The 13,181-nt window shown below is 68.3% G+C and carries 13 protein-coding genes; 6 read left to right on the forward strand and 7 right to left on the reverse strand.

Annotated elements, in window-relative coordinates:
- The 5 genes from CAP38_RS06350 (at nt 1) to ntrC (ending at nt 5,788) form a co-directional block, all read left to right on the forward strand.
- A complete protein-coding gene (locus tag CAP38_RS06350) occupies nt 1–828 on the forward strand; it encodes a molybdopterin-binding protein (RefSeq protein WP_086120149.1) in 828 nt (275 codons plus the stop codon).
- A 211-nt stretch (nt 829–1,039) separates the two neighbouring features.
- Nucleotides 1,040–2,455, forward strand: a complete 1,416-nt coding sequence (glnA, locus tag CAP38_RS06355) for a type I glutamate--ammonia ligase (RefSeq protein WP_086120151.1) — start codon at nt 1,040–1,042, stop codon at nt 2,453–2,455.
- 173 nt (nt 2,456–2,628) lie between these two features.
- Nucleotides 2,629–3,147, forward strand: a complete 519-nt coding sequence (locus tag CAP38_RS06360; RefSeq protein WP_086121064.1) for a DUF4398 domain-containing protein — start codon at nt 2,629–2,631, stop codon at nt 3,145–3,147.
- Nucleotides 3,144–4,229 (forward strand): nitrogen regulation protein NR(II), encoded by a 1,086-nt coding sequence (glnL, locus tag CAP38_RS06365; protein ID WP_086120153.1) that lies wholly within the window; start codon nt 3,144–3,146, stop codon nt 4,227–4,229. The genes CAP38_RS06360 and glnL overlap by 4 nt, the downstream gene beginning before the upstream one ends.
- Nucleotides 4,230–4,267: 38 nt before the next feature.
- Nucleotides 4,268–5,788, forward strand: coding sequence for a nitrogen regulation protein NR(I) (ntrC, locus tag CAP38_RS06370; protein ID WP_086120155.1), 1,521 nt, complete (start codon nt 4,268–4,270; stop codon nt 5,786–5,788).
- Nucleotides 5,789–5,791: 3 nt separating this feature from the next.
- Here ntrC and CAP38_RS06375 read toward each other — a convergent pair whose 3' ends face one another.
- A complete protein-coding gene (locus tag CAP38_RS06375) occupies nt 5,792–6,556 on the reverse strand; it encodes an exodeoxyribonuclease III (RefSeq protein WP_086120157.1) in 765 nt (254 codons plus the stop codon).
- A 271-nt stretch (nt 6,557–6,827) separates the two neighbouring features.
- Between CAP38_RS06375 and CAP38_RS06380 the strand changes: the two genes are divergently transcribed.
- Nucleotides 6,828–8,393 carry a methyl-accepting chemotaxis protein gene (locus CAP38_RS06380; RefSeq protein WP_086120159.1) on the forward strand — a complete coding sequence of 522 codons (1,566 nt, stop codon included), beginning with the start codon at nt 6,828–6,830 and terminating at the stop codon, nt 8,391–8,393.
- 13 nt (nt 8,394–8,406) lie between these two features.
- Here the strand turns inward: CAP38_RS06380 and CAP38_RS06385 are convergent, their stop codons facing one another.
- The 6 genes from CAP38_RS06385 to CAP38_RS06410 form a co-directional block, all read right to left on the reverse strand.
- Complete coding sequence (locus CAP38_RS06385; protein ID WP_086120161.1) at nt 8,407–8,793, reverse strand: 6-carboxytetrahydropterin synthase; 387 nt, start codon at nt 8,791–8,793, stop codon at nt 8,407–8,409.
- Entirely contained in the window at nt 8,790–9,431 is a 642-nt protein-coding gene (queE, locus tag CAP38_RS06390; RefSeq protein ID WP_086120162.1) for a 7-carboxy-7-deazaguanine synthase, read from the reverse strand. Before queE ends, CAP38_RS06385 begins: the two co-directional genes overlap by 4 nt.
- Nucleotides 9,428–9,928 (reverse strand): dihydrofolate reductase, encoded by a 501-nt coding sequence (locus tag CAP38_RS06395; protein ID WP_086120164.1) that lies wholly within the window; start codon nt 9,926–9,928, stop codon nt 9,428–9,430. Before CAP38_RS06395 ends, queE begins: the two co-directional genes overlap by 4 nt.
- A gap of 3 nt (nt 9,929–9,931) precedes the next feature.
- Nucleotides 9,932–10,843 (reverse strand): DMT family transporter, encoded by a 912-nt coding sequence (locus CAP38_RS06400; RefSeq protein WP_086120166.1) that lies wholly within the window; start codon nt 10,841–10,843, stop codon nt 9,932–9,934.
- Entirely contained in the window at nt 10,843–11,685 is an 843-nt protein-coding gene (locus CAP38_RS06405) for a thymidylate synthase (RefSeq protein WP_086120168.1), read from the reverse strand. Before CAP38_RS06405 ends, CAP38_RS06400 begins: the two co-directional genes overlap by 1 nt.
- Nucleotides 11,686–11,751: 66 nt before the next feature.
- Complete coding sequence (locus CAP38_RS06410) at nt 11,752–13,173, reverse strand: FAD-binding oxidoreductase (RefSeq protein WP_086120170.1); 1,422 nt, start codon at nt 13,171–13,173, stop codon at nt 11,752–11,754.
- Nucleotides 13,174–13,181 lie beyond the last annotated feature (8 nt).

Genomic DNA, 13,181 nt, shown 5'->3' on the forward strand with positions numbered 1-13,181 from the left:
ATGTCTTCCTTTGGCCTGATCATCATCGGCGACGAAATCCTGTCCGGCAAACGCCAGGACAAACACATGACCCAGGTCATCCAGCTGTTGCAGGCGCGCGGCCTGTCGCTGGCCTGGTGCCAGCTGGTGGGAGACGACCGCCAGCGCATCACCGCGGCGCTGGCCCAGGCCTTCGGCAGCGGCGACATCGTGTTCTCGTGCGGCGGCATCGGCGCGACCCCCGACGACCACACGCGCCAGTGTGCCGGTGCGGCGCTCGGCCGCGAGCTGGTGCTCCATCCGCAGGCTCGCGACCTCATCGAGTCCCGCATGCGCGACCTTGCCGCCGAGCAGGGCGTGCCGTTCGACCCCACCCGGCCCGACAACGTGCACCGCTACAACATGGGCGTGTTCCCGCAGGGCGCGCGCATCATCCCCAACCCGTACAACAAGATCCCGGGCTTCAGCCTGGACGGCCCGGGCGGCGGCACGGTGCACTTCGTGCCGGGTTTCCCGGTCATGGCATGGCCCATGATCGAGTGGGCGCTGGACGAGCTGTATCCGCACCTCCACCAGGCTGTCGCCGGCCTGGAGAAGTCGGTCATCGTGATGGGCGCCATGGAGGCGGCCCTGACGCCGCTCATGGAGCGCATCGAGGCCGATCACGCGGTCAAGGTCTTCAGCCTGCCCAGCGTGGACCATCCGCAGTGGGGGCGGCACATCGAGCTCGGCGTCAAGGGCGCCACGGCCGCGGTGGAAGCGGCCTACCTCGCGCTGCAGGCCGGTTTGCGCGAAGTGGGTGCCCAGCTGGGCCCCGAAATGGTGCGAAAAGCCGCTGCACCAAATTAATGCATCCAAGTTTGCACCTTGATGGTGCATTCTGGCGGTGACGGCCGTTCGATCGCGCCGGTGCAAGCCCGTGGGCCTGGGCGATAATCCCGCGCTGGTGCCTGCATCGCGCAAACGGTGCACGCCGGTCGATCGACGGTTGCGGTGGCATGAAAGCTGCTTACCCAAGGCCGTACCGCTTTTTCCCTTCCAACCCGTACAGGAGCATTTGATGGCCAAGACCGTCGCAGACGTGATGCAGATGGTGAAAGACAACGAGGTCAAGTTCGTTGACTTCCGCTTCACCGACACCCGTGGCAAGGAACAGCACGTGACCGTGCCGATCTCCGCCTTCGGCGAAGACAAGTTCACCTCGGGCCATGCCTTCGACGGTTCGTCCATCGCTGGCTGGAAAGGCATCGAAGCGTCGGACATGCAGCTCATGCCCGACCCGAACACCGCCAACATCGACCCCTTCTTCGAAGAGACCACGCTGTTCCTGCAGTGCGACGTGGTCGAGCCCAGCGACGGCAAGGCCTACGACCGCGATCCGCGTTCCATCGCCAAGCGCGCCGAGGCCTACCTGAAGGCCTCCGGCCTGGGCGACACCGCCTACTTCGGACCGGAACCCGAATTCTTCATCTTCGACGGCGTGCGCTGGAGCAATGAGCCCGGCAACGTGATGTTCGCCATCGACGAATACGAAGCCCCCTGGAACACCGGCAAGCAGCTCGAAGGCGGCAACCGCGGCCACCGTCCCACCACCAAAGGCGGCTACTTCCCGGTTCCCCCGGTCGACAGCACCCAGGACATGCGCGCCGAGATGTCCCTGATCCTCGAGTCGCTGGGCATACCGGTCGAGGTGTTCCACCACGAAGTGGCCGGCGCCGGCCAGAACGAGATCGGCACCAAGTTCTCCACCCTGGTGGAACGCGCCGACTGGACCCAGGTCCTGAAGTACGTGGTCTGGAACGTGGCCAACGCCTACGGCAAGACCGCCACCTTCATGCCCAAGCCCTACGCGGGCGACAACGGCTCGGGCATGCACGTGCACCAGTCCATCTGGAAGGACGGCAAGAACCTGTTCGCCGGTGACGGCTACGCCGGCCTGAGCGATTTCGCCCTGTACTACATCGGCGGCATCATCAAGCACGCCCGTGCCCTCAACGCCATCACCAACCCTGGCACCAACAGCTACAAGCGCCTGGTGCCCGGCTTCGAGGCCCCGGTGAAGCTGGCCTACAGCTCGCGCAACCGCTCGGCTTCCATCCGCATCCCGTACGTGGCCAACCCCAAGGGTCGCCGCATCGAGGCGCGTTTCCCGGATCCTTCGGCCAACCCGTACCTGTGCTTCTCGGCCCTGATGATGGCCGGCCTGGACGGCGTGGAGAACAAGATCCACCCGGGCGAAGCCGCCACCAAGGACCTCTACCACCTGCCGCCGGAAGAGGACAAGCTGGTCCCCACCGTGTGCCACAGCCTGGACCAGGCCCTGGAGTACCTCGACAAGGACCGTGCCTTCCTGACCAAGGGCGGCGTGTTCACCGACTCCATGCTGGACGCCTACATCGAGCTGAAGATGCAGGAAGTCACCCGCTTCCGCATGGCCCCGCACCCGGTCGAGTACGACATGTACTACTCGCTCTGATCGACCGATCGGGCACCAGGGACGGCTTCGGCCGTCCTTTTTTTTGCCCGTCGTCCAGCCAGACCATCCGCTGCGCTGGCGCACGGGGCACTTTGGTCGATCGATTCGGTCATACTGCCCGATCTCGTGTCTGTCCCCATGGAGCCGCCACCGTGCCTGCCCAGAACCCGTTCCTGTCCCCGAGCCGCCTTGCCAGCCTGGCCCTGCTGAGCAGCTTCGGCCTGCTGCCCGCCCTGGCCCAGGACCGCATCTACCGCTGCGGCAACGAATACACCAACAACGCCCAGGTCGCCAAGTCGCGCAACTGCACCGTGATCGACGGCGGCAACATCACCGTCATCGAGGGTCCCCGGCCAGCGACGCCGGCCAGCCGGCCGTCCGGCAGCGCGCCCGGCGCATCGTCCGAGCGCAGTGGCGGCGAGCGCATCGACAGCGCGTCGCAGCGCGCCCGCGACAGCGACGCCCGGGCGATCCTCGAAGGCGAGCTGCGCCGCGCCGAGGCCCGCCTGGCCGAAGCCCGCAGCGCCTACGCCAACGGCGAGCCCGAAAAACAGGGCATCGAAGGCCGCAACCACCAGCGTTACCTGGACCGCGTGGCCGAACTCAAGGCCGCCGTGGCCCGGGCCGAGGCGGACGTGGCCGGTCTGCAGCGCGAGCTCGGTCGCCTGGGCGGCCAGCCGGGCGGGCGGTGAGCGCCGCTGCCACCCCCGGGGCCTCGGGCCCCGCCGGCCGCTTTCAGTCGCTCGACCTGCTGGCCACCCTGGTGGCCGTGGTCGACCTGCAGGGCCGCGTGCTGTACGCCAATGCAGCGCTGGAGGACGCACTGGGCATGTCGCGCCGCAGCATCACCGGCGCGCGCATGCAGGACTGCTTCACCGACCCCTTACTGCTCGACAACGCCCTGTCCGGGGCCCGCGGCAACGAGTTCGCCGCGCTGCGGTACGACGCCTTCCTGCGCCGTGCTGCACACGATCCTTTGCCGGTGCATGTGGTGGTGGCGCAGACCGAAAACAGCACCGAAGTGGTGGTGGAACTGCTGCCGCTGGAGCAGCAGACCCGGCAGGAGCGCGAGGAGCGCCTGATCGATCAGGCGCAGGCCAACAAGGAACTCATCCGCAACCTGGCCCACGAGATCAAGAACCCCCTGGGCGGCATCCGGGGCGCGGCCCAGCTGCTGCAGATGGAGCTCGATTCCAGGGAGCTGATCGAATACACCCAGGTCATCATCCACGAGGCCGACCGGCTGCAGTCGCTGGTGGACCGGCTGCTGGCGCCGCACCGCCGCCCCCACGTGGTGGGCGACGTCAACATCCACGAGGTCTGCGAGCGGGTGCGCTCGCTGATCCTGGCCGAATTCCCGCGTGGCCTGCGGGTGGTGCGCGACTACGACATCTCCATTCCGGAGTTCCGGGGCGACCGCGAGCAGCTGATCCAGGCCGTGCTGAACATCGCGCACAACGCGGCGCAGGCGCTGTCGGAGCGCATCGCGGCGGGCGATGCGCGCATCACTTTCCGCACGCGGGTGGGTCGGCAGGTGACTTTCGGCAAGCAGCGCTATCGGCTGGCACTGGAATTGCATGTGATGGACAACGGGCCCGGCGTGCCGGACTCGATCAAGGACCGCATCTTCTTTCCCCTGGTATCGGGGCGTGATGGTGGGTCCGGCCTGGGACTGACGCTGGCACAGACCTTCGTGCAGCAGCACCACGGCCTGATCGAGTGCGAAAGCACACCGGGACACACGGACTTCAAGATCCTGATCCCGCTGCCCTAGACATCACACACAAGCGCCCGAACAAGGACCACCGACACATGAAGCCGATCTGGATAGTGGATGACGACCAATCGATCCGCTTCGTGCTCGAAAAAGCGCTGCTGCGCGAGAACCTGCCCACGCGCAGCTTCACCAACCCGCAGGAAGTGCTGCGGGCCCTGACCGACACGCCCGACGCCGAGGGGCCGCAGATCCTGGTGAGCGACATCCGCATGCCGGGTGGCTCCGGCCTGGAGCTGCTGGACAAGGTCAAGGAACGGCTGCCGGGGCTGCCGGTGATCATCATGACCGCGTTCTCCGACCTGGACAGCGCGGTCAGTGCCTTCCAGGGCGGCGCCTTCGAGTACCTGCCCAAGCCCTTCGACCTGCCCAAGGCGGTGGAGCTGATCCGCCGTGCGGTGGAAGAGAGCCAGCGCGAGGAGGTGGCCGAGGAACGCATGAGCGCCGTGCCCGAGATGCTGGGCCAGGCCCCGGCCATGCAGGACGTGTTCCGTGCCATCGGCCGCCTCTCGCAGAGCCAGGTCACGGTGCTGATCACTGGCGAATCCGGCTCCGGCAAGGAACTGGTGGCCCGCGCCCTGCACAAGCATTCGCCCCGTGCCAGCGGTCCGTTCGTGGCCATCAACACCGCCGCCATACCGAAGGACCTGCTGGAGAGCGAGCTGTTCGGTCATGAGCGTGGCGCCTTCACCGGCGCGCAGACCATGCGGCGCGGCCGCTTCGAGCAGGCCGACGGCGGCACCCTGTTCCTCGACGAGATCGGCGACATGCCGTTCGACCTGCAGACCCGGCTGCTGCGGGTGCTGTCCGATGGCCACTTCTACCGCGTGGGCGGCCACAGTGCGGTGCGCGCCAATGTGCGCGTGATCGCCGCCACCCACCAGAACCTGGAGCAGCGCGTCAAGGAGGGGGTGTTCCGCGAAGACCTGTTCCACCGCCTCAACGTCATCCGCCTGCGGCTGCCGGCGCTGCGCGAGCGCCGCGAAGACGTGCCCATGCTGACCCGGTTCTTCCTGCAGCAGAGCGCGCGCCAGCTCGGGGTGGAGCCCAAGCGGATTTCCGAACCGGCGCTCAAGCTGCTGGGCGGCTTCGACTTTCCCGGCAACGTGCGCCAGCTGGAGAACCTGTGCCACTGGCTCACCGTGATGGCGCCGGCCCAGGTGATCGAGGTCAAGGACCTGCCGCCCGAAGTGCTGGGCAGTGTGGCCACGGCGCAGAGCGGCGCCGACGATCCGGTGGGTGCGGCCCTGCCGTCACCGGTGGCCGGTGTGCCTGCGGCAGCGGCGGTGCCGGCGGCGGTCCCGGCCGCGCTGAACGGCTCGGCACCGGCATCCGATGCCGCCGGTCTTTCCTGGGAGCAGGGCCTTCAGGCCGAGGCACTGGCCTTGCTCGAGACCGGTCGGACCGATGTGTGGGACGTGCTCACCCGCCGTTTCGAGACCCGACTGATCCAGACCGCGCTGGCCAACACCCGCGGTCGCCGCATCGAGGCGGCGCACAAGCTGGGCATCGGGCGCAACACCATCACCCGCAAGATCCAGGAACTGGACCTGGAGTGAGCCTCAGCCCAGCGTGAGCACCACCGGTGCGTGGTCGCTGGGCTGCGGGTTCTTGCGCGGTGCGCGGTCGATGGTGCATGCCGTGGCCCGGGCCTTGAGCGCATCGGTGATCAGGATGTGGTCGATGCGCAGGCCCCGGTTCTTCTGGAAGCCCAGCATGCGGTAGTCCCACCAGCTGAAGCTCTTGGGCGGCTGCTCGAACAGCCGGTGGGCGTCGTGCAGTCCGAGACCGATGAGGGCCTGCAGGTGGGTGCGCTCCTCGGTGGTGCAGTGGATGGTCTCGCGCAGGCCGTCCGGGTCCCACACATCGGCATCGTCGAAGGTGATGTTGTAGTCCCCCATCAGGACCAGCTGCGGGTGCGCCGCCATCTCGGCCTTCACCCATTCGCGCAGCGCGGTCAGCCAGGCCATCTTGTAGGCGAACTTGTCGCTGCCCGGAGCCTGCCCGTTGGGAAAGTAGGCGCCGATCACCCGCACGCCATCGATGGTGGCGCACAGCACGCGCGACTGCTCGTCGGCAAAGCCGGGGATGTTCTTCACGACGTCCGTGGCGGGCTGGCGGCTCAGCAGCGCCACGCCGTTGTAGGTCTTCTGGCCGAACCACTGGGCCTGGTAACCGGCCTCGGCCAGGGCCTGGGCCGGGAACTTGTCGTCGGTGAGCTTGAGTTCCTGCAGGGCCAGCACATCCACCGGGTGGGCGGCCAGCCAGTCCAGCACCTGAGGCAGACGGACCGAGAGGGAGTTGACGTTCCAGGTGGCAAGTTTCATGGGTTCGGGTGGGGTCGGCGGTTTGCGGATCAGCCCGCGAGTCTAGCGGCGGGCGGACGGCAGGGCCTGCCGACGCAAGGGGACACGCAGGCGTGACGGATGTCCTGGTTGTGCAGGAATCCCGCACCGACTTCGGGACAAACATCACGCGCCCCCCGGTTGGCTATCCGTTCATTCTTCAAAACAGACCGCTTGGAGACAAACTATCGGCATTCATCGGTCGATAGCACCGTTGCTGTATCGCCTCAAAGCTCATGAAAAGGAGTCTGCAGTGAACAAGAAGAACCCATCTGCCCCTGTCTGGGGTCTCACCCGCCGCCTGTACGCCTTGAGCGCGCTGGTCTCGCTGGCGCTGGTCGCCGTGGTGGCGTACGCCTACATCGGGCTGTCCGATGTGCGCGCCCGTGCCGAAAAAACCAAGGCCGTCCGGGTGCCCCAGCTGCTCGCCATGACCGAGGTGGAGCTGGCCATCACCCGCGCCTCCCTGCAGCTGCGCCATGCCATGCTGGCCCGCAACGAGCGTGAGCAGCAGGAGGCGCTGGCCGACATTGCCGGCTATCGCAAGCAGATCGACCAGGCCCTGGAGCGCTACGAAAGGAGCCTCTACACCGCCAAGGGCAGGAGCCAGTTCGCCAGGGTTCCGCCCGTCATGGACGAATTCTGGTCGGTGGCCGAGCGCAATCTGGCGCTGGTGCTGGCCGGCCAGAAGGAGCAGGCCTTCGATTTCCTGGTCCGTGAGACCATTCCCGCCCGCAACAAGGTGCTGGCGGTGGTCGACGAGGGTGTGCATTACCAGGAAGGCGCCCTGGAGGGGGACATCGGCGCCATCAGCGATACGGTGTCGGTGATCGCGTCGTCTCTGGCGACGGTGGTGATCCTGATCGCGGCGGGCCTGCTGGCCTTCTCGTTCTGGATGGCCCGGTTGCTGCAGCGCCGCGTGGCGCAGGCCCGTGAGACGGCTGAACGGGTTCGTGACGGCGACCTCTCCACCCCTGTTCATGACGACGGGCGCGACGAGTTCTCGCCGCTGCTGGCGGCCTTGCAGGCCATGCAGCAGTCGCTGGTGACCCTGGTGTCCCACGTCCGCTCCAGTGCCGAGGGCGTGGCGGCCGCCAGCACCCAGATCGCTCAGGGCAACGAAGACCTGTCCTCCCGCACCGAGCAGCAGGCCTCGGCGCTGCAACAGACGTCGGCCACCGCCGGCCTGCTCGGTGAGACGGCCCGGCAGAACGCCGGCAGTGCCAGCCATGCCAGCGAACTGGCCCAGACCGCCAGCCGCATCGCCGAGCAGGGCGGCGCAGTGGTCGGTGATGCGGTGCAGACCATGAGGGACATCAACGACAGCAGCCGCCGCATCGGCGACATCATCGGCGTGATCGACGGCATTGCCTTCCAGACCAACATCCTCGCGCTCAACGCCGCGGTGGAAGCCGCGCGGGCCGGCGAGCAGGGCCGTGGCTTTGCGGTGGTGGCCAGCGAGGTGCGCAACCTTGCGCAGCGCAGTGCCGCAGCAGCCAAGGACATCAAGGCGCTGATCAACACCAGCGTGGAGCGGGTGGCGCAGGGGACGGAGCAGGTCAATCGGGCCGGCACCACCATGCAGGAGGTGGTGCAGGCGATCCAGCGCGTGACCGACATCGTCGGCGAGATCAGCCAGGCCAGCACCGAGCAGAGCGACGGCGTGGCCCAGGTGGGCGAAGCCGTTCGCCAGATGGACGACGTCACCCAGCAGAACGCGGCGCTGGTGGAAGAAAGCGCTGCCGCTGCGGCCGGCCTGCGCCAGCAGGCGCGTCAGATGGTGGAGGCGGTCGCGGTGTTCCGGCTGGCGCCCGCCTGAGCAGGGCGCTGTTTCACCAGCGCAGGGCGCAGCGGTCGCCGCTGGCCTGCCGCCACACCGACACGGCGCACAGGCCGGGCACCTGCGGTTCGAGCTCACGCCGGATGAAGCTGCACAGGTTCTCCAGCGTGGGGATACCGATGCCCTCCACCTCGTCCAGGAAGTGGTGGTCCAGCTTCTCGCGCAGCACCGCGATGGTGCGGCGCAGGTAGGCCAGGTCGATCACCATGCCGCCGGCATCCGGCGTGCCGCGCACCGTCACCTCGGCCTCGTAGGTGTGGCCGTGCACCCGGCGGCTGCCTTCGGCCTCGATGGTGCGGCGCAGGGTGTGGGCCGATTCAAAGTAGAAGCGCTGCGAGAGTTCGTGCAGCGCAACGGGTGGGGTGGGACTCGTGCTCATGGGATGTCCAGGATCTTGTGGGTCTGCAGCGAAAGGCGCCAGCGCGGATGGGCCTGGCAGAAGTCGATCGCGCGCCGGGTGTTCTGCTGGCGCATCAGGCCGTCCATGGGCTGCAGCAGCCAGTGGTCGAACTGCACATCGGGCAGGGCTTCCACCGCCTCGGGCAGCAGCCCGGGCTGCGGCCAGACCAGCTTGAGCTCGTGGCCGCGCCGCTGCACCCAGTCGGCGCCGGCCTTGGGGCTGACGCAGATCCAGTCGATGCCCTCGGGCACCGGCAGTGTGCCGTTGGTTTCCACCGCGATCTCGAAGCCCTCGGCATGCAGGGCGTCGATGAGTGCCTGGTCGATCTGCAGCATGGGCTCGCCGCCGGTGATGACGATGTAGCGGTGGCCCTGGCCCTGCGGCCAGAGCGAGGCCGCCAGGGCCGCCAGGGCGGCCGCCTGCGCGAACTTGCCGCCGCGCACGCCGTCGGTGCCGACGAAATCGGTGTCGCAGAACCGGCAGACGGCGGTCTCGCGGTCCTCCTCGCGGCCGTTCCAGAGGTTGCAGCCGGCCATGCGGCAGAACACGGCCGGGCGGCCGGCTCGCAGGCCTTCGCCCTGCAGTGTGTAGAAGACTTCCTTGACGGCGTAGCTCATGGCCGGCGCTCCAGCGTCACGAAGGCAAAGGGCAGGCCGTCGGCCGAGACATGGGCTTCGCGCCGGGTCTCGACCCATTCCGGACCGAAGGCGGGGGCGAAGGCATCGCCCTCGAACGCGCGGTCGATTTCGGTGATCACGGCGGTGCTGGCGCGGGGCAGGGCCTGGGCATAGATCTGCGCCCCGCCGATCACCCACACATCGGGCTGGCCGGCGCACAGGGCCAGGGCTTCGTCCAGCGAGGCGGCGCGCTGAGCGCCGTCGGCCTGCCAGGCGGTGTCGCGACTGAGCACGATGTTGGCGCGGCCCGGCAGCGGCCGGAAGCGCGGCGGCAGCGAATCCCAGGTCTTGCGGCCCATGACCACCGGGCAGCCCAGCGTGGTGCGCTTGAAGTGCGCCAGGTCTTCCGGCAGGTGCCAGGGCATGCGGTTGTCGCGGCCGATGACGCCGTTGGCAGCGCGGGCCAGGATGAGGTGCAGGCGGGGCAGGGTGGCCATGGTTCAGGTGCGGGAAGCTGCAACGGTTCGGCCGGGCGCGGGCAGCAGCACGCTGGCGATCGCCATCATCACGAAGCCGATGGCCAGCCAGTCCTGCCAGTGCGGGATCTCGCCGACGATGAAGGTGGCACTCAGCGTGCCCACCAGCGGGATGGCCATGACGCTCATGGCGCTGGTGGCCGGCGGCAGGTGGCGCGCCAGACCGAACCAGATCAGCTGGGCCACGCCGTAGTTGATCAGCACGCCGTACAGCAGGCTCAGCCACATGGCGCCGCTGAAGCTCGACACATCGGGGGCCGGCTCGAATGCGATGGCCAGCGCCCACACCACCCCGCTGCCCAGCAGCAGCATCCACACCGTCACCACCATGGGCGAGAGCGTGAAGCTGGCGCGGCGGAACAGCAGCGTGCCCAGGCCCCACGACAGGGCGGCGCCCAGCATCCAGGCAATGCCCACCGGGCGGCCGCTGAGGCTCTGCAGCTCGTGCCACAGCAGCAGGCCGATGGCGATGCCGGCGCTGATCACGGCGACCCGCACCCGGGGGGTGATGCGTTCGCCGAAGAACAGCGCGCCCAGCAGCACGGTGAAGATGGGCATGGTGAAACCCAGGATGGCGGCACGCCCGGATGCCAGCGCCTGCACCCCGAAGATGGACAGCGTGTGCCACCCCAGCACGTTGGGCAGGCCGAGCCAGGCGATGGTGGCCCATTCGTCCCGCCGGGGCCACATGCGCTCGCCCTGGCCGCGCACGTACAGAAACAGCCAGGCCGCGCCCAGGCACATGGTGCTGGCACGGAAGTACAGCGGCGGCATCTCCTGCAGCGACAGCTTCATCATGGGCCAGTTGACCCCCCACATGAGGGTCAGGGCCAGCAGACCCCAGAGCTGGCGGCGGCTGAGCAGGGCGGCCGGCATCAGACCGCCACCGGCGCCTTGATGGCGGGGTGGTGCTGGTAGTCGAGCACCTCGAAGTCCTCGTACTGGTAGTCGAAGATCGAGTCGGGCCTGCGGCGGATGTTCAGCGTCGGGTAGGGGAAGGGCTGGCGCGAGAGCTGCAGTTCCACCTGCTCGTGGTGGTTGCTGTAGATGTGGCAGTCGCCGCCGGTCCAGATGAAGTCACCCACGTCCAGATCGCACTGCTGGGCCAGCATGTGGGTCAGCAGCGCATAGCTGGCGATGTTGAACGGCACGCCCAGGAAGATGTCGGCGCTGCGCTGGTAGAGCTGGCAGCTGAGTTTGCCGCGCTCGCCGGGCGCCTGCGGCGGCGCCACATAGAACTGGAAGAAGGCGTGGCAGGGCATGAGCGCCATCTTGTTCAGGTCGGCCACGTTCCAGGCGCTCACGATGATGCGGCGCGAATCGGGGTTGGTGCGCAGCTGCTTCACCACCTCGCTGATCTGGTCGATGTGGCCACCCTCGGGGGTGGGCCAGCTGCGCCACTGCACGCCGTACACCGGGCCCAGATCGCCGTCTTCACGGGCCCATTCGTCCCAGATGGTGCAGCCGCGCTCCTGCAGCCACTTCACGTTGCTGTCGCCGCGCAGGAACCACAGCAGCTCCACGATGAGCGCCTTGAGGAACACCTTCTTGGTGGTCACCAGCGGGAAGCCCTCGTTGAGGTCGAAGCGCATCTGGTGCCCGAACACGCTGGTGGTGCCGGTGCCGGTGCGGTCGGTCTTCTTCACGCCCGTGGTGTAGACGTGGCGCATGAAGTCTTCGTACTGGGAGCGCACGGGGCGGGTGGCGGCATCAGGCATGGTGACGGGGGTATCGAGGGTGTCCGGGGGCAAGGAGGGATTTTCCCCCGAATCGAAAAGGCCGGCTCAGGCCAGCACGCGGCCCGGGTTCATCAGGCCCTGCGGGTCCAGCGCGGTCTTGATGGAGCGCATCAGCCCCAGGGCCACAGCGTCCTTGTAGTGCGGCAGGCAGGCGGCCTTGAGGCTGCCCACGCCGTGCTCGGCGCTGATGGAGCCGCCGTGGCGGGCCACGGCATCGAACACCAGGGTGTTCACCCGGGTTTCCTGCTCGGCCAGGAAACGCGCCGGGTCGGCATCAAGCGGGGCCTGCACGTTGTAGTGCAGGTTGCCGTCGCCCAGGTGCCCGAAGTTCACCAGCCGCACACCGGGAATCTCGCGCGCCAGCAGGGTGTCGGTCTCGGCGCAGAAGGCCGGAATGCGGGACACCGGGATGCTGATGTCGTGCTTGATGTTCAGGCCTTCCTCGGCCTGTGCCAGCGGGATGCTCTCGCGGATGTGCCACAGACCCTGGGCCTGGGCGATGCTCTCGGCCACCACCGCGTCGCTTACCGTGCCGGCCTCCAGCGCGGTTTCCAGCAGGCGCTCGAACTGGGTCCGCGCATGTTCTTCGCTCTCGCTGTCGCTGTTCTCCAGCAGCACGCAGTACGGGCTGTCGCGCCACAGCGGCACCCGCAGCTGCGGGAAATGCCGGTCCACCAGGCTGAGCGCGAACTGGCCCATCACCTCGAACCCGGTCAGGCCGGGACCCAGATGCCGGTGGGCCAGGGCCAGCAGGTCCACCGCGGCTTCCATGGTCGGCACGGCGGCCCAGGCGGTGAGACGCGCCGCCGGCTGCGGGTGCAGCTTGAGGGTGGCGGCGGTGATGATGCCCAGCGTGCCTTCGCTGCCCACAAACAGGTCGCGCAGGTCGTAGCCGGTGTTGTCCTTGCGCAGCCCGCCCAGCCCGTTCCAGATCTCGCCCTTTGCGGTCACCACCTCCAGGCCCAGGCACAGCTCGCGGGCGTTGCCGTAGCGCACCACCTGGGTGCCGCCGGCGTTGGTGGCCAGGTTGCCGCCGATGGTGCAGCTGCCTTCGGCCGCCAGGCTCAGCGGGAACAGCAGGCCGGCCGCTTCGGCGGCCTCCTGCACCGACTGCAGCACGCAGCCGGCTTCCACCGTCATGGTCAGGTTGGCGCTGTCGATGCCGCGCACCGCGTTCATGCGCCCCAGGTTCAGCACCACCTGACGGCCGGAGTCGTCGGGCGTGGAACCCACCACCAGCCCGGTGTTGCCCCCCTGCGGCACCAGGGCCGCGCCTTCCGCCAGGCAGGCCTTCACCACGGCGGCCACCTCGGCCGTGCTGCCGGGGCGCACCACGGCGAGGGCGCGGCCGCGGGCACGCTTGCGCCAGTCCTGCTCGTAGGCGCTAAGGTCATGCCGGTCGGCGGTGAGCACATGGGCGTCGCCCACGGCGGCCCGCAAGGCGTCGATCAGGGTTGGAGCGTTCATGAGCGGCT

The sequence above is a fragment of the Hydrogenophaga sp. IBVHS2 genome (assembly GCF_002127215.1).
Lineage (GTDB): Bacteria > Pseudomonadota > Gammaproteobacteria > Burkholderiales > Burkholderiaceae_C > Hydrogenophaga.